Annotated in this window: 15 protein-coding genes and 1 other RNA gene; 5 read left to right on the top strand and 11 right to left on the bottom strand. The window is 71.9% G+C overall.

Annotation, left to right across the window (positions count from 1 at the left end; translation table 11 throughout):
* Positions 1-63: 63 nt before the first annotated feature.
* The 3 genes from OG247_RS16610 to OG247_RS16620 all read right to left on the bottom strand — a co-directional run bounded on the left by OG247_RS16610 (position 64) and on the right by OG247_RS16620 (position 3,870).
* Entirely contained in the window at positions 64-1,218 is a 1,155-nt protein-coding gene (locus OG247_RS16610) for a uroporphyrinogen-III synthase (protein WP_327257496.1), read from the bottom strand.
* A 152-nt stretch (positions 1,219-1,370) separates the two neighbouring features.
* The gene (locus tag OG247_RS16615; protein WP_327252986.1) at positions 1,371-2,741 is read right to left on the bottom strand and encodes a nitrate/nitrite transporter; all 1,371 of its coding nucleotides are present in this window, start codon (positions 2,739-2,741) and stop codon (positions 1,371-1,373) included.
* A 166-nt stretch (positions 2,742-2,907) separates the two neighbouring features.
* Positions 2,908-3,870, bottom strand: a complete 963-nt coding sequence (locus OG247_RS16620) for a LysR family transcriptional regulator (protein WP_327252987.1) — start codon at positions 3,868-3,870, stop codon at positions 2,908-2,910.
* Positions 3,871-4,110: 240 nt separating this feature from the next.
* On the opposite strand from OG247_RS16620, the gene OG247_RS16625 reads away from it, so the two are divergent.
* The 3 genes from OG247_RS16625 to OG247_RS16635 are packed head-to-tail and all read left to right on the top strand — an operon-like array spanning position 4,111 to position 5,929.
* Positions 4,111-5,370 carry an MFS transporter gene (locus tag OG247_RS16625; RefSeq protein ID WP_442813623.1) on the top strand — a complete coding sequence of 420 codons (1,260 nt, stop codon included), beginning with the start codon at positions 4,111-4,113 and terminating at the stop codon, positions 5,368-5,370.
* A 29-nt stretch (positions 5,371-5,399) separates the two neighbouring features.
* Positions 5,400-5,675 carry a type II toxin-antitoxin system Phd/YefM family antitoxin gene (locus OG247_RS16630; protein ID WP_327252989.1) on the top strand — a complete coding sequence of 92 codons (276 nt, stop codon included), beginning with the start codon at positions 5,400-5,402 and terminating at the stop codon, positions 5,673-5,675.
* Positions 5,672-5,929, top strand: coding sequence for a Txe/YoeB family addiction module toxin (locus OG247_RS16635; RefSeq protein ID WP_327252990.1), 258 nt, complete (start codon positions 5,672-5,674; stop codon positions 5,927-5,929). The genes OG247_RS16630 and OG247_RS16635 overlap by 4 nt, the downstream gene beginning before the upstream one ends.
* A gap of 58 nt (positions 5,930-5,987) precedes the next feature.
* On the opposite strand, the gene ssrA is transcribed toward OG247_RS16635, so the two are convergent.
* From ssrA to ftsE, 5 genes are all read right to left on the bottom strand, one after another.
* Positions 5,988-6,376, bottom strand: a transfer-messenger RNA (tmRNA) gene (gene ssrA / locus OG247_RS16640).
* Positions 6,377-6,503: 127 nt separating this feature from the next.
* A complete protein-coding gene (gene smpB / locus OG247_RS16645; RefSeq protein WP_266908355.1) occupies positions 6,504-6,989 on the bottom strand; it encodes an SsrA-binding protein SmpB in 486 nt (161 codons plus the stop codon).
* Between the two features lie 18 nt (positions 6,990-7,007).
* The gene (locus OG247_RS16650) at positions 7,008-8,243 is read right to left on the bottom strand and encodes a S41 family peptidase (protein WP_327252991.1); all 1,236 of its coding nucleotides are present in this window, start codon (positions 8,241-8,243) and stop codon (positions 7,008-7,010) included.
* A gap of 67 nt (positions 8,244-8,310) precedes the next feature.
* Entirely contained in the window at positions 8,311-9,234 is a 924-nt protein-coding gene (ftsX, locus tag OG247_RS16655) for a permease-like cell division protein FtsX (protein ID WP_327252992.1), read from the bottom strand.
* A 17-nt stretch (positions 9,235-9,251) separates the two neighbouring features.
* Positions 9,252-9,941 carry a cell division ATP-binding protein FtsE gene (gene ftsE / locus OG247_RS16660; protein WP_243337359.1) on the bottom strand — a complete coding sequence of 230 codons (690 nt, stop codon included), beginning with the start codon at positions 9,939-9,941 and terminating at the stop codon, positions 9,252-9,254.
* Between the two features lie 225 nt (positions 9,942-10,166).
* Between ftsE and OG247_RS16665 the strand changes: the two genes are divergently transcribed.
* Positions 10,167-10,361, top strand: coding sequence for a hypothetical protein (locus OG247_RS16665; protein WP_327252993.1), 195 nt, complete (start codon positions 10,167-10,169; stop codon positions 10,359-10,361).
* Between the two features lie 124 nt (positions 10,362-10,485).
* On the opposite strand, the gene prfB is transcribed toward OG247_RS16665, so the two are convergent.
* Positions 10,486-11,595 (bottom strand): peptide chain release factor 2, encoded by a 1,110-nt coding sequence (gene prfB / locus OG247_RS16670; protein WP_327252994.1) that lies wholly within the window; start codon positions 11,593-11,595, stop codon positions 10,486-10,488.
* 313 nt (positions 11,596-11,908) lie between these two features.
* On the opposite strand from prfB, the gene OG247_RS16675 reads away from it, so the two are divergent.
* On the top strand, positions 11,909-12,991 hold the full coding sequence (locus OG247_RS16675; RefSeq protein ID WP_327252995.1) for an isopenicillin N synthase family dioxygenase: 1,083 nt from the start codon (positions 11,909-11,911) through the stop codon (positions 12,989-12,991).
* 351 nt (positions 12,992-13,342) lie between these two features.
* Here the strand turns inward: OG247_RS16675 and OG247_RS16680 are convergent, their stop codons facing one another.
* Both OG247_RS16680 and OG247_RS16685 read right to left on the bottom strand, forming a co-directional pair.
* On the bottom strand, positions 13,343-14,587 hold the full coding sequence (locus tag OG247_RS16680) for a serine/threonine-protein kinase (RefSeq protein WP_327252996.1): 1,245 nt from the start codon (positions 14,585-14,587) through the stop codon (positions 13,343-13,345).
* 196 nt (positions 14,588-14,783) lie between these two features.
* The gene (locus OG247_RS16685; RefSeq protein ID WP_327252997.1) at positions 14,784-16,556 is read right to left on the bottom strand and encodes a serine/threonine-protein kinase; all 1,773 of its coding nucleotides are present in this window, start codon (positions 16,554-16,556) and stop codon (positions 14,784-14,786) included.
* Between the last annotated feature and the right edge of the window lie 305 nt (positions 16,557-16,861).

Raw genomic sequence — 16,861 nt, forward strand, 5'->3', positions numbered from 1 at the left:
CTAACGGACGGCTCGGCCTCCGGCCAGACCGGCGCCCCGTCGGCTTCCGGCCGCCGGGGGGTGTCAGGCGTCCGCGTACTTCGTGTCGGCGGCCATGTCCAGCGACAGCCGGTAGCCGCGCTTGACGACGGTCTGGATGAGGTTCGGCGCGCCCAGGGCCACGCGCAGGCGGGCCATCGCCGTTTCCACCGCGTGCTCGTCGCGGCCCGCGCCGGGGAGGGCGCGCAGCAGCTCGGAGCGGGCCACGACCCAGCCCGGGCGCCGGGACAGGGCCCTGAGCAGGGCCATCCCGGCCGGCGGGACGGGGCGCAGCTCGGCGTCGACGAGGACCGCGTGGCCGCGCAGTTCCAGCCGGTGTCCGGCCACCGGGAAGACACGGGCCCGGCTCGGGAGTTCCTGGCACAGGAGCTGCACGAGGGGGCCGAGCCGGAAGCGCTCGGGCTGCACCGTGGGCACTCCTTCCGCCTGCAGGGGCAGGGCCGTCACCGGTCCCACGCAGGCGGAGAGGACCGATCCGCCGGTCAGTGCCCCGAGCACGGATTCCCGTACGCCCCGCTCCGCGGCCCGCGTCAGCAGGGAGGCCGCCGCGGGCGCGGAGGTGAAGCTCACCGCGTCGACGCCGCCCGAGGCCACCGCGTCGAGCAGCCGGTCCAGCGGCCCGAGGTCTTCCGGCGCCATCCACCGGTAGACGGGTACGCCGACCACCTCGGCCCCGCCCGCCCGCAGGGCCTCGATGAACCCGGGCAGCGGCTCCCCGTGCAGCTGGAGGGCGATGCGCCGGCCGGCCACCCCGGCCGTGAGCAGCCGGTCCAGTACCTCGGCGAGCGATTCCGACCGCGGGGACCAGGTCTCCACGAGCCCGGCGGCCCGGATCGCGCCCTTCACCTTCGGTCCGCGCGCCAGCAGTTCGGTCTCCCGCAGCCGCCCGAGGAGTTCTTCGCCGAGCCCCCACCCGTCGGCGGCCTCGATCCAGCCGCGGAAGCCGATGGCGGTGGTCGCCACCACCACGTCGGGCGCGCAGCCGATCAGTTCCTTGGTGGCGGACAGCAGCTCGGCGTCGTCGGCGAGGGGCACGATCCGCAGGGCGGGCGCGTGCAGCACGGTGGCCCCGCGGCGGCGCAGCAGGGCGATGAGCTCGTCCGCCCGGCGGGCTGCGGTGACCCCGACGGTGAATCCGGCGAGCGGACCGGCCGGCGGACCGGTGTGGGTGTGGTGCATGGTGACCTGCCTCGCGCAGTGGGGTCCGGTGTCGGGGTCCGGTGTCGCGTTCACACGCACTCGTGAGGTTCGCGTGAACCGAGCCTGCCCTGGGGGCGTATCAGGCTCGGTTCACGCGTATTTCGGTGCCGTTAACCGGCGTGTTCCGGCCGTTACACCGAGGTGAGCTGCGGCTTCGCTTCCGCACCGGCCGTGGGGATCATCACCTGGGCGGGCCGGCGAAGGTATACCGCCCAGGTGACGGCGCAGCACACCGCGTAGAAGCCGAGGAAGGTCACGAAGGCCGCCGTGCCCGAGCCGGAGCTCAGGAACGCCTCCCGGAAGACCAGGTTGATGCCGAGCCCGCCGAGCGCGCCGACCGCGCCGATGAGTCCCATGGAGGCGCCGGACAGCCGTCGGCCGTAGGCGGCCGCGTCCTCGCCGCTCATCCCGCGGGCCAGCGCCTTCGCCTGGAAGATGCCGGGGATCATCTTGTAGGTGGAGCCGTTGCCGAGCCCGCTGAGGACGAAGAGCCCCACGAAGCCGACCAGGAACACCGGCAGGGATTCCCGTACGGAGGCCAGGATCACCACTCCGGTCGCCGCCGCCATCGACACGAAGGTGCCCAGGGTGATCCACGCGCCGCCGAAGCGGTCCGCGAGGGCCCCGCCGACGGGCCGGATCAGCGAGCCGAGCAGCGGTCCGATGAAGGTGAGCGAGGCCGCCTGGAGCGGGGTGCGGCCGAACTGCGTCTGGAGCACCAGCCCGAAGGCGAAGCTGTAGCCGATGAAGGAGCCGAAGGTGCCGATGTAGAGGAACGACATGATCCAGGTGTGCCCGTCGCGGGCCGCGTCGCGGACGGCTCCGGTGTCGTTGCGCACGGGCGCCAGGTTGTCCATCCGCACGGCGGCGAGCACCGCGGCGAGCACGATGAGCGGGATGTAGGCGCCGAGCAGCAGCCGCGGGTGGCCGGCCCCGGCCGTGCCGATGACCAGCAGGGCGACGAGCTGGACGACGGGGACGCCGATGTTGCCGCCGCCCGCGTTGAGGCCGAGCGCCCAGCCCTTCTTGCGCAGCGGGAAGAAGGCGTTGATGTTCGTCATCGACGAGGCGAAGTTGCCGCCGCCGACCCCGGTCAGCGCGGCCACCAGCAGGAACGTGTTGTACGAGGTCCCGGGCTCCATCACCAGCCAGGCGGCGACCGTCGGCGCGAGCAGCAGCAGGGCGCTGACGACCGTCCAGTTGCGGCCGCCGAAGCGGGCCACTGCGAAGGTGTACGGGACGCGGACCAGGGCGCCCACGCAGGTGGCGGTGGCGATGAGGAAGAACTTCCCGGCGGGGTCGATCCCGTACTTCGGGCCCATGAAGAGCACCATCACGGACCACAGGGACCAGATCGAGAACCCGATGTGCTCGGAGAGCACGGAGTAGATCAGGTTGCGGCGGGCGGTCTTCTCACCCGTCTCCCGCCAGAAGGTCTCGTCCTCGGGGTCCCACCGCTCGATCCAGCGGCCACCCTTGCGCGGTGCGGTCGTACTGGTCATCACACGCCTCCACAGCTGCTGCGATCACGTCGCGCTCGTCGCGTCCCGTCGCGTCTGGCCGCACCCGTCGCGTCTTCGCGCCCGTCGCGTCCTTCGTGGTGATGACCGTAGGAAGGGCTCGTTTCAGCCCCGGTCCCCGCCGGATGACCGGCGGGAAACCTTGCACTCACCCGCCGTCCGGGGCCGGTGTGAGCGCGGGCAGCCAGCTGTCCGGGGGGACCTGGAGCCAGCCGCGCCCGGCCCCGAGCTCCGCGGCGGCGGAGCGCAGCGCGTCGAGCCCGGGATGGCTCAGCCCCTTGCGCCACACCATGGAGAGCGGCGACAGCGGTACCGGCGCGGTCAGCGGCCGCTTGACGCTGCCGGGGAGGTCGACGAAGTCCACCGTGGCGAGGACCGGATTCCCGGTCTTGGCCATGACCCGGCGGAACTCGTCCTTGCCCATCGCCACCGGCGCGGGCGGCGCGGGCTCGATGCCCCGCCCGGCGAACAGCTCGCGCGCCAGCCCGGTCCACTCCAGGGTCCGCGGGTTCCCGGCCCCGGCGTACACCGTCTCCCCGCGCAGTGCGTCCAGCGGTACGGCGTCCAGCCCGGCCAGCGCGTGCCCCTCGGGCAGCAGCACGGCGAGCGGCTCGTACCGTACGGGCATCCGCGCCAGGCGGGCCCGCAGCGCCGGGGCGAGGCCGTCGGCGTACCCGAAGGAGACGTCGAGGCGGCCCGCGGCGACCTCGGCGGCGGCGTGGGTGAGCCCGGACTCGAAGCGGGCCATCAGCTCGCAGTCGGGGGCGAGTTCGCGCGCCCGGTCCAGCACGGTGCGCGCGGTGCCGGGGCCGTCGGTGTTGAGGTCGACGAGCAGCGGCCGGGGCCCCGTGAACACCCCGGCCAGCTCCTCGTGCGCCCGCAGCACGCCCCGGGCCAGGGGCAGCAGCCGCTCCCCGTCCGGGGTCAGCTCGACGGCGCGGGTGGTGCGGACGAAGAGGGCCGTGCCCAGGGTCTGTTCGAGCCGGCGCACGTCCCGGCTGAGGGCCTGCTGGGCCACGTAGAGCCGGGCGGCGGCGCGGGTGAAGTGCAGCTCCTCGGCGACGGCGAGGAAGGAGCGCAGCAGGCGGGGTTCCACGTCTCGGGGCGTCACCTGCGGAGACTAACAACAGGGGGCGGTGAATGACCCCCGAACAGGTGTTGGACCGCCGACGGCCCCGGGCCCGAGCCTGGACCCATGCCCACCGCCACCCCGCCGCCCGCCACCATCCCCTCCGCCGTCCCGGTCGCCGCCTCCCCGCCGTCCGCCGCCCCCGCCGCGGGCACTCCGCCGGTCGCCCGGTCCGGCGGCGGCGCCGTCCGCCGCGCCGCCCCGGCCGCGCGCGGCCCGCTCATGGCCGTCTCCGGCAGCACGCTGGTGCTCGCCGCGGCCCCGGCATCGCGGGAGCACACGTCCCGCGCGGCGCGGCCGACCCGCGTCCCGGGCCCGTACCGCCGGCTCTTCGCGCTCCCCGGCACCCGCGGGTTCACCGCCGGGAACCTCATCGCCCGGCTCCCCATGGGCATGTTCGGCGTCAGCGCCGTGATGATGATCGCCGGGCAGCGCGGCTCCTACGCCCTCGCCGGCGCGGTCGTGGCGGTGGGTCTGGCCGCCACCGCCGTCGTGGCGCCCTGGACGGCCCGGCTGGTCGACCGGCACGGGCAGGCCCGGGTCGCCGTGCCCGCCACCCTGATCGCGGTCCTCGGCTCGCTCTCCCTGATCGCGTGCGTCCGTACCGGGGCCCCCGCGTGGACCCTCTTCGCCTCCTACGCCGCCACCGCGACCACCCCCAACATCGGCGGCATGTCCCGCGCCCGCTGGACCCACCTACTGCGGGACGACCCGGCCTCCCGGCACACCGCGATGTCCTTCGAGCAGGCCGCGGACGAACTGGCCTTCATGCTCGGGCCGGTGGCCGCCGCGTTCCTGTGCACCGCCGCCTTCCCGGAGGCGGGCACGTTCGCCGGGGCCGTACTGCTCCTCACCGGGATGCTGGTCTTCACGGCCCACCGCGCCACCGAACCCCCGCCGGCGCCCGCGGTCCGGGGGTCCTCCCCGCTCCGCGCCCTGGGAGGGCTGCTGCCGCTCTTCCTCGCCCTCGGCGCGATGTTCGGCTCCATGGAGATCACCTCCATCGCCCACCTGGGCGCCCACGGCCTCGGCGGGCTCTCGGGCCCGGTCCTCGCCCTCCAGGCGGCCGGCTCCTTCGCCGCCGGCCTGCTCTACGGCACCCTGCGCCCGCGCACGCTCCCGGCCTGCCTGACCGCCCTCGCCGCCGCCATGGCGCTGCCCTGGGCGGCGGCCGCCACCGGCTCCCTGCTCGCCCTGGCCCCGGCCCTCCTGCTGGCCGGCATGGCCACGGCCCCGGTCATGGTCACCGCGATGTCCCGGGTCCACGCCGTGACCCCGCCGGGCCGCCTCAACGAGGGCATGACCCTCGCCGTCACCGCCCTCTTCGCGGGCATCGCGGCGGGCTCCGCGACGGCCGGCGCCGCGATCGACCACTGGGGCACGACGACCCCGTACGCCCTCCCGGCGGCGGCGGCGCTGCTCGCGCTCCTCCTGGGGAGGGCAAGATTGGTACCAGTTTCTCGTACAACACTGGTACCGTAGTCAAGTACCGTCGAGAATGGAGAGACGCCATGTCCATAAGCGCCAGTGAGGCACGAGCGACCCTGTTCCCGCTCATCGAGCGCGTCAACACCGATCACACTCCGGTGCGCATCACCTCCAAGAGCGGCGACGCCGTCCTCATGGCCGCCGACGACTACGACTCCTGGCAGGAGACCGTCTACCTCCTCCGGTCGCCGGAGAACGCGAAGCGCCTGATGGAAGCGGTCGCCCGCGACCGCGAGGGCGCAGCCACCGTCGCCAGGACACTGGATGAGCTGAAGGAGATGGCCGGGGGCGAGGAGTGAGGAGCGTCCACTTCGACCCCGCGGCCTGGGACGACTTCCTCTTCCGGCTTGCGTCGGACCGGAAGATGGCCCGCAGGATCACTCGCTTGATCGGCGAAATCCAGCGCGACCCCTTCGGCGGGATCGGCAAACCCGAACCCCTGAAGGGCGAGCTGTCGGGTTACTGGTCCCGCCGGATCGACGACGAACACCGGCTCGTCTACCGGGCCGACGAGAAGGAAGTGAAGATCCTGAAGGCCCGCTACCACTACTGACGGGCACGACAAAGGCCCCGCAGCCTGACGGCTGCGGGGCCTTTGCCCAACATGGGGGTTGTGGAGATGGCGGGAATCGAACCCGCGTCCAACGGTGCAGAAGTAGGGCTTCTCCGAGCGCATTCCGCTGCGCTTTTCTCAGCCCCGGAGATCACACGGACAAGTCTCCGACGGGCTCAGTCACTGTTTGATTTCCCTCTATCCCCCGTGACCGGAGTTAGAGGTTTAGATCCCTAATTGACGCCAGGATCCGGACCGGGACCACTTCCGGGCTGACGCTCCTCACAGAGGCTTCAGCTCACTGTTATTAGGCAGCGAGGGTGAAGCGGGAGTTATCGCTCTTGGAGTTGGCGATTATTGTTTGCGACATATGGTTAACGAGATCATTGCCGCTTTCTCGGCTCGCTTCCCCTACATCGACATCCGCTGTCGAAACCGATCATCCCCATGTTTCACGCTGTTCAGTTATGAGATCCAGCAGGCGCTCTCCATGCGTCCCGCTCGACCGGCGCCACTCGCAAGCGCGTGGTGCTGACGCCATGGTACGCGACGTGGACCACACTCTGCCAGGACATTAAAGCTGGCCGCGCTCCTTGCGCTTCACGGCCGAGATCACCCGGTTCGTCTCGCGCGTGTCCTGCTTCTCGCGCAGCGACTGCCGCTTGTCGTACTCCTTCTTGCCCTTCGCCAGCGCGATCTCGATCTTCGCCCGGCCGTCCTTGAAGTACAGGGCGAGCGGCACGATCGTGTTGCCCGTCTCCCCCGTCTTCGAGTCCAGCTTGTCGATCTCCTCGCGGTGCAGCAGCAGCTTGCGCTTGCGCCGCGCGCTGTGGTTGGTCCAGGTGCCCTGGCTGTACTCCGGCACGTGCACGTTGTAGAGCCAGGCCTCGCCGCTCTCCACCGACACGAAGCCGTCCACCAGCGAGGCACGGCCCTGGCGCAGGGACTTGACCTCGGTACCCGTGAGCACGAGGCCGCACTCGTAGGTGTCGATGATCGTGTAGTCGTGCCGCGCCTTCTTGTTCTGGGCGATCAGCTTGCGCCCTGTTTCCTTAGCCATAGTGCGGTCATTTTCGCACTACGGACCCACCCCGATGCCACCCAATACCGTGCGGGCCCGTTCCTCGACCCGGTCCGCCGCCGCCAGGTCCGGGGTGATGCCCGCACCGTCCAGGCTGCGGCCCGCCGGAGTGCGGTACGTGCCCACCGTCAGCTCCGCCACCGATCCGTCCGGCAGCTCCGTCGGCATCTGCACCGAGCCCTTGCCGAAGGTGCGGGTACCGACCGCCACCGCGCGGCCGCGGTCCTGGAGGGCTCCGGTGACCAGCTCGGCCGCGCTCATCGTGCCGCCGTCGATCAGCGCCACCAGCGGCCGGGCCGTATCGCCGCCCGGGGACGCGTACAGGGCGCGCTGTGCGCCGCGCACGTCGTACGTCGCCACCAGCCCGCCGTCCAGGAAGGCGGAGGCGGCCGTCACGGCCTCGGTGACCAGGCCGCCGGTGTTGCCGCGCAGGTCGAGCATGACCCCGCCGCCGGGCGGGGCGGCGCGGACCGCGGTACGGACCCGCTCGCCGGAACCCCGCGTGAAGGAGGCGACCTTGATGACCGTGATCCCGCCGGGCAGTTCCCGTACCGTCACCGGCTCGCTGCGCAGCTGCTCGCGCCGCACGGTCTGCGTGAGGTCGGCCCCGCCGCGCGTCAGCTTGAGGACCACGGGGGTGCCGGCCTCGCCGCGCAGCAGGGCCACCACCTCGGCCACCCTGAGCCCGGTCACGACCTGCCCGTCGATGCTGAGCAGCCGGTCCCCGGCGCGCATCCCGGCCCGCGCCGCGGGGCTGCCCGGCTGGACCCGGTCGACCTCGATGCGGCCGTCGCGCAGCCGCCCGGCCCACAGGCCGACGCCCGTCCAGCGGCCGTCCAGGTCGTCGGCGAACGCCTCGTACTCCCCCTGGTCGTACACCGCGCCCCAGCGGTCCCCGCTGCGGCTGACCACCTCCTGGGCCGCCGACTTCGCGGACTTGCCCTCGGCGACGGCCTCGGCGGCCGCGCGGGCCACCGCGTCCCGGTCGGCCGTGCCCGCCTCGCGGTGCGCCGGTGCCCGCGGCCCGGGCAGGGCCTCGGGTGCGGCACCTACGGCCGCGGAGGGCTCCGTACCCGCCACCAGGGCGGCGGGGCCCGCGGATCCACCGGGGCCCGGGTGGCCCCAGCTCCCGGTGCTGGCGCCGGCGCCCACGGCGGCGAGGAAGGCCAGCGTCAAAACGGCCCCGCGACGCACGTCGCGGGGCCGGAGACAGAAGGCGGGCAGTCCCGGCATGGCGCCGAGTCTAGGACAAGGCCCGCAGCGGTACGGGTGGTTGGCCGTACCGCTCACGGGGCGCTCGTCACACCTTCAGGTACTTGCGCAACGCGATGAAGGCGGCCAGCGAGGGCATCAGCACACCGATCACGAGCACCAGGGGCAGCTTGGTCAGGACCGAGTCCCAGCCGATGAAGTTGATGAGCTCCATCTTGTCGCGCAGGGCGGCACCGTGGTCGATCACGAAGTACTGGCCCGCGCCGAGCATCCCGCAGGCGAGCAGCGCGCCGATCAGGCCGGCGAAAGCCGCCTCCATGATGAAGGGCACCTGGATGTAGAAGCTGGAGGCGCCCACCAGGCGCATGATCCCGGTTTCGCGCCGACGGCTGAAGGCCGAGACGCGCACCGTGTTGACGATCAGCAGCAGGGCCACCACCAGCATGATCAGCATGATGCCGAGCGCGGCGATGTTGAGGTAGCCGAGGAGTCTGAAGAGGTTGTCCAGCACGGTGCGCTGGTCCTCCACCGACTGGACCCCGTCACGCCCGGAGAACGAGGTCGTGATGACCTTGTACTTCTCCGGCTGCTTGAGCTTCACTCGGAAGGACTCGGGCATCTGGTCCGGGGTGATGGACGCGGCCAGGGCGGTGTGCCCGAACTGCTCCTTGTAGTGCTTGAAGGCCTCGTCGGAGGACTCGTAGGTGACGGCCTCGACGAGGTCCATGCCCTTGAGCTCGGTCTCCAGGGCCTGCTTCTGCTCCGGGGTCACCGCGCCCTTGGAGCAGGAGGCCCCGTTGGTGGCCTCGGCGTCGCTCTTGTTGCAGAGGTAGATGGAGACGTTGACCTTGTCGTACCAGTACCCCTTCATCTTGCTCACCTGGTCGCGCATGAGCAGGGACCCGCCGAACAGGGCCAGCGACAGGGACACGGAGATGATGACCGCGAAGGTCATGGTCAGATTGCGGCGGAGACCGACCCCGATCTCCGACATGACGAACTGGGCGCGCATCGCGTCTCAGGAGCCTTTCAGTGCTGGTAGCCGTAGACGCCGCGCGACTGGTCGCGGACGAGACGGCCCTGCTCGAGTTCGATGACGCGCTTGCGCATCTGGTCGACGATCTGCTGGTCGTGGGTCGCCATGATCACGGTGGTGCCGGTCCGGTTGATCCGGTCCAGCAGCTTCATGATGCCGACGGAGGTCTGGGGGTCCAGGTTGCCGGTGGGCTCGTCCGCGATCAGCAGCGCCGGCCGGTTGACGAAGGCACGGGCGATGGCCACGCGCTGCTGCTCACCGCCGGAGAGCTCGCCGGGCATCCGGTCCTCTTTGCCGCCGAGGCCGACGAGTTCCAGTACCTGGGGAACGGCCTTCTTGATCTCGCCGCGCGGTCTGCCGATGACCTCCTGGGCGAAGGCCACGTTGTCGGCCACCGACTTGTTCGGCAGCAGGCGGAAGTCCTGGAAGACGGTCCCCAGCTGGCGCCGCATCTGCGGGACCTTCCAGTTGGAGAGCTTGGCGAGGTCCTTGCCCAGGACGTGCACCTGGCCGTGGCTCGCCCGCTCCTCGCGCAGGATGAGCCGCATGAAGGTGGACTTGCCGGAGCCGGAGGAGCCGACCAGGAAGACGAACTCGCCCTTCGCAATGTCCAGAGAGACATCTCTGAGTGCGGGGCGGCTCTGCTTCGGGTAGGACTTGGAGACGTTGTCGAATCGGATCACGGGTGCACCACGGTCGCCGGGAGTAGGTGTGCGTGACCATACGCGAACAGGCGCGAGGTGTGGACCCGGCGTCCGGAGTTGCCCGATATATCCCCTGGTCCGAGAGGTGCTCGACCGTGATTGCCCGGAGGGGCCGCGCCGAATGTCATCGAAGCTGGCACAGTGGGAGGGGGAACGGACCGGTTCCCGCGACCGTTGTAACCGAGGGGACGAAAGGAGGAGCGCATGACATATGACCGGCTCGTGTGCGCGAACTGCGCCGCACCCGTCAACCAGGGCCGCTGCCCGGTGTGCCGGGCGAACCGGGGGCGCCTCCAGCAGGAGGACCCCTTCTCCGGCGGTCTCAACCCCGTGGCGCTCATCGCGCTACTGGTGATCCTGGTGGCCGCGCTGGCACTGGTGGCTCAGCAGACGGCGTAGTTCCTCAGCCGCCACGTCCCGATCAGACACACATACGGAAGGGCCCGGACACCTCAACGGCGTCCGGGCCCTTCCGACTGCTTGCTTGCGATTGCTCGCGACTGCCTGCGACAGCCGTACGGACCTACGCGGTCTGCTCCTGCTGCTTGCGCCAGCGGATCCCGGCCTCCAGGAAGCCGTCGATCTCGCCGTCGAGCACCGCCTGCGGGTTGCCGACCTCGAACTCCGTCCGGAGGTCCTTGACCATCTGGTACGGGTGCAGGACGTAGGAGCGCATCTGGTTGCCCCAGGAGCTTCCGCCGTCCTTGAGGGCGTCCATCTTGTCCTTCTCCTCCTGCCGGCGCCGCTCGAGCAGCTTGGCCTGGAGGACGTTCATCGCGCTGGCCTTGTTCTGGATCTGCGAGCGCTCGTTCTGGCAGGAGACCACGATGCCGGTCGGCAGGTGCGTGATGCGCACCGCGGAGTCGGTCGTGTTGACGCCCTGACCGCCGGGGCCCGAAGCGCGGTACACGTCCACGCGCAGCTCGCCCTCGTCGATCTCGACGTGGTCGCTGGACTCGACGACCGGCAGCACCTCGACACCCGCGAAGGAGGTCTGGCGGCGGCCCTGGTTGTCGAAGGGCGAGATCCGGACGAGGCGGTGCGTGCCCTGCTCGACGGAGAGGGTGCCGTAGGCGTACGGGGCCTTGACCACGAAGGTGGTCGACTTGATGCCGGCCTCTTCCGCGTACGAGGTCTCGTAGATCTCGGTCGGGTAGCCGTGACGCTCGGCCCAGCGCAGGTACATGCGCTGGAGGCGCTCGGCGAAGTCGGAGGCGTCCACGCCGCCGGCCTCGGCCCGGATGTTGACCAGCGCCTCGCGCTCGGCGTACTCGCCGGAGAGCAGGGTGCGGACCTCCATCTCGTCCAGCGCCTTGCGCACGGAGACCAGCTCGATCTCCGCCTCGGCGAGGGTGTCCGCGTCGTCCATTTCCTGGGCGAGGTCGAACAGCACCGCGAGATCGTCGATGCGCCCGCGCAGGCTCTCGGTCTTACGGACCTCCGCCTGGAGGTGCGAAAGCTTGCTCGTGATCTTCTGAGCGGCCTCCGGGTCGTCCCACAGGGACGGCGCGGCGGCCTGCTCCTCGAGCACGGCGATATCTGCCCTCAGCTTGTCGAGGTCCAGGACGGCCTCGATCGACCCCATGGTCGAGGAGAGGGACTTCAGCTCTTCGGAAACATCGACGACTGCCACGGGTCCAGCGTAGCCGGTCCCCGGGGGACGCTCTCCGGCCAGGCCGAATCCCCCGTACTAATGACGGGTCGCACGGGCGTACGCTCACGATATGACCGTCTTCCTCGTCAAGCGCCGCCATGTGGACCACATGCGTGTCACGACGACGAGCTGTCTGCCGCCGGACCATCCCCAAGCCTGATCCACCCCGATCCGACTTGGTCCTGTACGCGGCCTCGCGGTCCCGGCGCCAACCTTGCCGGCGGCCCTCCCCAGCCGCGGCCCCCGCCACCCCCGGGGACAGGACCCCGTGACATCCCGAAACGGAGCCGTCATGCCGTCCGCGCACCCTTCTCCTGCGCCCTCTCCATCTCCTTCTGTTTCCCCTTCTGCTTCTGCTTCTGCTTCTGCTTCCCCTCCGCCTTCGCCCTCCCTTCCGGTCCTGGACCTGTCCCAGGCCGACGATCCGGCGCTGCGCGACTCCTTCCGCAAGGAACTGCACGCGGCCGCCCGGGACAGCGGCTTCCTGCACCTCACCGGGCACGGGATCACCGCCGCCGAGACCGCCCGCATCCTGGAGCTGACCAGGGCGTTCTTCGCCCTCCCGGAGGCGGACCGGCTGGCCGTGAGCAATCTCAACTCCCCGCACTTCCGGGGCTACACCCGTATCGGGCACGAGCTGACCGGCGGCGCCTCCGACTGGCGCGACCAGCTCGACGTGGGCGCGGAGCGGGAGGCGCGGGAGGTCGGACCGGACGACCCGGCGTACCTGTGGCTGGAGGGCCCGAACCAGTGGCCCGCCGCGCTGCCGGAACTGCGGGACGCGGTGCTGGGGTGGCAGTCCCGGCTGGCGGCGGTGGCGCACCGCCTGCTCCAGGAGCTGCTCGCCTCGATCGGCGCCCCGGCGGACTTCTTCGACGCGGCCTTCGCGGACCGGCCCCACCTGCACACGAAGCTGATCCGCTACCCGGGATCCGCCCCCACGGGCACCGACCAGGGGGTCGGGGTGCACAAGGACTACGGCTTCCTCACCCTCCTCCTCCAGGACTCGGTGGGCGGGCTCCAGGTGGTCCGGGACGGGGCCTTCCTGGACGTCCCTCCGCTGCCGGGGGCCTTCGTGGTCAACCTGGGCGAACTGCTGGAGATCGCGACGGAGGGGTACCTGACGGCGACGGACCACCGCGTGGTGAGCCCGGCGGGGGCCGTGGAGCGGTTCTCCGTGCCGTTCTTCTACAACCCGCGCCTGGACGCCGTCATCGAGACGGTCCCGGGCGACTACCTGGACACGGCGCCTGGGATAGCGCACGACGCGTCGAACCCGCTGCACGCGGAGTACGGCCGCAACGAGCTGAAGGGCTGGGTCCGGGCCCACCCGGCGGTGGCGCGGCGCTGGCATCCGGAGCTGACCGGGGCGTAGCCGCAGAGCTCTGCGGGGCGGGGTCGGGCCGCTGCGCGGCTGGGCCCTGGCCGCTGCGCGGCTCGGAGTCCCCTACCCGCCCTTCCACCGTTCCCCGGGCTCCGCCCGGACCCGTTGCCGGGTGCGGCGCCGTTCCCGGGGGCCGGCCCCCGGACCCCCGCTCCTCGAACGCCGGAGGGGCTGGGTTTGGCCGATGTGGGCTGGGTTTGGCCGGTGTGGGCCGGGTGACGCGGAGCGCCATTTCAGCCTCGCCGGCGTTTGAGGCGCGGGGTCCGGGGCCGAGCCCCGGGGAACGGGCGAAGGGCGGGTAGGGGACTTCGCCCCGCAGGGCCGAGCCTCCCGCTCCCCCGGCTACGGGGCCGTCGAGCCCGACTGCTTGTCGTCCTGCGGCGGCGCCGAGTCGGAGGAGACGGCCAGCCAGCCGCCGACACCCACCGCCGCGACCAGCGCGACCGCGGCAGCGGACAGCGCGAGCCTCCGCTTGCGGACGGTCTCCGCCCGGTGCCGCGCGGACCCGGGCCGGTGCCCCCCGGCGGGACGCGGAACGCGGGCCGTGCCCAGGGCGCCGCCCGCCAGCTCGTCCGGCCCCGGCACCCTCATCGAGGTGTGGGTGTCCCGGTTGGAGTCGGTGGAGGAGCCGGGGACCAGCGGGACAACGCCCCGGCGGCGCACCGGATCGGCGATCGCCTCCGGTTCCGGGAACTCCGCCTGCTCCGGCTCGTCCGGCTCGTCCACGTCCAGCGGCGGCATCCCCGCCAGCAGCGGCAGCAGGTCGCGCAGGCGCAGGGAGAGCTCCGAGGCCCGGAGCCGCGAGGCGGGGGCCTTCGCGAGGCACTGGACCATCAGCTGCCACAGCTCGTCGGGGATGCCGGGGAGCGGGACGACGGTTTCCGTCACGTGGCGCCGCAGCACCGCCCCGGGATGCCCGCCGCCGAACGGCGTGAAACCGGCGAGGAGTTCGTACAGCACGGTGGCCAGGGCGTAGATGTCCACCGCCGCGCGCGGCGGCAGCCCCTCCACGATCTCCGGCGCCAGGTAGTCGGGCGTGCCGATGATCCGGGTGGTGGGGGCCGAGGCCCGGCCGCCGGTGGCCCGCCGCGGCGAGTCGATGAGCTTGGCCACGCCGAAGTCGGTGAGCAGCGCCGGATGCGCGCCGCCCGGGCCGAGCGGTCCCTGCATGTCGAGCAGGACGTTCTCCGGCTTGACGTCCCGGTGCACGACCCCGGCCGCGTGCGCCGCGGCCAGCGCGTCGGCGACGTCCGCGACGATGGCGACGGCCGCCTCGGGGGCGAGCCGCCGCTCGCGGTCGAGGCGCGTGCGCAGGTCCGTACCGCGGACGAGGTCCATGACGAGGGCGAGGTCGTTGCCGTCCACGACGAGGTCGCGGACGCAGACGACGTGCGGGTGTTCCAGGCCCAGGAGCGCGCTGCGTTCCTGGACGAACCGTCCGACGAGTTCCTGGTCGGACGCGAGGTCCTCGCGCAGCAGTTTGACGGCGACGGGGCCGTCAGGCCCCTCGCCCAGCCACACCGTGCCCGCGCTGCCGCGTCCAAGGATCTGGTGCGCGGTGTACCGGCTGCCGATCTTCCGTGCCACAACTGCTCCCTCAGCGGCTGGCGTACGCACCAAAGCTACGCGGCCAGGTGGGTGTTGGAGTCCACGGATCGCGGCGACCTTCACTTCTGCGGGCGAAATCACGTCCTGGAAGTCGACAAATCCACGAAGTCACCGGTACAAGGCCCGGTTCGGGCCGATTGTGCCGGTACTGCGCGCCCGGTCGGGGCGGGAAGGATCAGGAGCCCGTACCGCCCGTACCGCTGGTGGCATCGCCGATCTCGGTGACCCAGTCCACGACGCCCGTGCCCCAGGTCCACACCTGGTCCCACCAGCCCCGGCCGGTGCCGACCCACTCCTGGAGCGGGGTCAACTCCCAGACCAGCCAGCCCGCGACGAAGAACACCAGGATCATCACCAGGCAGCCCTTGAGGCAGCCCAGCCCCGGGATCCTCACCGGGTTCGCGCTGCGGCGCGGCTCGCGGGGCTCCCGGCGGGCCGGCGGCGGCCCCTGGGGGGGCTGCTGCTGGGGCGGCGGCTGGGGCTGGCGGTACTGGGGCTGCTGCTGCGGCTGGTACTGCTGGGGCTGTTGCGGCTGCTGGTAGTGCTGCGGCGGCGGCTGCGGCGCGTACTGCTGCTGCTGGTACTGCTGGGGCTGCTGGTACTGCTGCGGCGGCGGGGCCTGACGGTACGGCTGCTGCTGCGGAGGCTGCTGCGGTCGCTGAGGCTGCTGCTGGTACTGCTGCTGCTGCTGCTGCGGCGGCGGGCCCTGGCGCTGCGGCCTGCGGCGCAGGGGGTCCTCGCTCGGGTCCAGGTACTGCATCTGCGTCTGCTCGTTGCGGTCACGGGCGGCCTGCATCTGCGACTGCCACGGGTGCGGCGAGTCCGGCCGCTGCACGGGCGGCATCACGGAGGTCGGGTCGGCCCCGGGCGCCCCCGTGCTCGGGAGCACCGACGTGGCGTCGGCCGCGCCGACCGGCGGCATCACGCTGGTCATGGCGTTGGGGTCGTAGGCCCCCATCGGGGAGGCCCCGGCGGACCCTCCGGGCAGCATCTGCGTGGCGTCCGCGGCGCCCGGGGTCGCGGGCACCGGCGCGGGCGAGGGGTCGGGCGCGAGGAGCGCGCCGACGCCGAGGGCGGCCTCGACCTCGACGACCGTGGAGTGCACGCCGATGCCGGAGGCGACGACGCGCAGGCCGCGCGCCAGGGTCTCCGCGCTCGGGCGCTCATTGGGTTCCTTGCGCATGCAGCGCTCGATGACCGTCCACAGCGGCTCGGGCACGTTCGGCGGGCGCTGCGGATCCTCGCTGAGGTGGCGGTGCAGGACCTCCAGCGCGGTGCCGCCGGCGAAGGGCGGCCGGCCGGTGAGGAGCTCGTACAGCAGGATGCCGGCGCCGTAGATGTCGACGGCGGAGGTCTGCGGGCGGCCCTCGGCTGACTCGGGGGCGACGTAGGCCGGGGTGCCGACGAACTCGTGCGTGCGCGTCAGGCCCGGGGAGTCGGCCAGGCGCGCGATGCCGAAGTCGGTGAGCATCGGCTTCATCTGGCCGTCGCGCTCGTCGACCAGGACGTTGGCGGGCTTCAGGTCGCGGTGGACCACCCCGTCGGCGTGGCTGGCGGCGAGCGCGTCCGCGATCTGCGCGGTCAGCAGGCTCGCCGCGACCGGGGTGAAGGGGCCGTTCTCGCGCAGGTACCGGTGCAGGTCCGGGCCGTCGATGAGGTCCATGACCAGCGCGAGGAGATCGCCCTCGACGACGAGGTCGCGGGTGCGCACGATGTTGGGGTGGGTCAGGCGCAGCAGGACCGAGCGCTCGCGCAGGAAGCGCATGACGATGTCCGGGTCCTGGGCCAGCTCCTCCTTGAGGACCTTGATGGCCACGGTCTCGCCGGGGTGGCCGGCCACGGCCGCCTCCGCACCCGCCGCCTCACGCTGGCGGGCGCGCCAGACGGTGCCCGTGGCGCCGCGCCCGAGCGGCTCCTCGAGCAGGTACTTGCTGCCGACTGGCCGCACGTCGCGCGCTCCCTGCTGTCGTCGATTCCGGCGAGTGATCCGCGCACGGTCGCGCTTGGTCCACGCTTGGTCCACGCCTGATCTGCGAAATGGTTTTCCGGCCCACTCTAGGGCTTGTCCCGAGGGAAGACGCGGGGTGAGGGAGGTTGGTTGCCGCACATATGCACTAAGGGTGATGTTTGCGGCGTATGCCGGGGGCGATTTTCCCGGCCATCCTGTCGATATCCGATCGGCCCGCTTGCAGGTCCGGTGCCGGTCCGCGACCGATCAAGATCACTTGCCGGTGGGTGGCGGGCGTGTCGAAG

The sequence above is a fragment of the Streptomyces sp. NBC_01244 genome (genome assembly GCF_035987325.1).
In the GTDB taxonomy this organism is placed as follows: domain Bacteria; phylum Actinomycetota; class Actinomycetes; order Streptomycetales; family Streptomycetaceae; genus Streptomyces.

What these genes read in the sequence shown, in the direction of transcription:
- OG247_RS16665 (WP_327252993.1), top strand. Translation starts at nt 10,167, where the DNA reads ATGACATATGACCGGCTCGTGTGCGCGAACTGCGCCGCACCCGTCAAC.
- OG247_RS16615 (WP_327252986.1), bottom strand. Translation starts at nt 2,741, where the DNA reads ATGACCAGTACGACCGCACCGCGCAAGGGTGGCCGCTGGATCGAGCGG.
- OG247_RS16630 (WP_327252989.1), top strand. Translation starts at nt 5,400, where the DNA reads ATGTCCATAAGCGCCAGTGAGGCACGAGCGACCCTGTTCCCGCTCATC.
- OG247_RS16625 (WP_442813623.1), top strand. Translation starts at nt 4,111, where the DNA reads ATGGCCGTCTCCGGCAGCACGCTGGTGCTCGCCGCGGCCCCGGCATCG.
- OG247_RS16610 (WP_327257496.1), bottom strand. Translation starts at nt 1,218, where the DNA reads ATGCACCACACCCACACCGGTCCGCCGGCCGGTCCGCTCGCCGGATTC.
- ftsX (WP_327252992.1), bottom strand. Translation starts at nt 9,234, where the DNA reads ATGCGCGCCCAGTTCGTCATGTCGGAGATCGGGGTCGGTCTCCGCCGC.
- OG247_RS16650 (WP_327252991.1), bottom strand. Translation starts at nt 8,243, where the DNA reads ATGCCGGGACTGCCCGCCTTCTGTCTCCGGCCCCGCGACGTGCGTCGC.
- OG247_RS16675 (WP_327252995.1), top strand. Translation starts at nt 11,909, where the DNA reads ATGCCGTCCGCGCACCCTTCTCCTGCGCCCTCTCCATCTCCTTCTGTT.
- smpB (WP_266908355.1), bottom strand. Translation starts at nt 6,989, where the DNA reads ATGGCTAAGGAAACAGGGCGCAAGCTGATCGCCCAGAACAAGAAGGCG.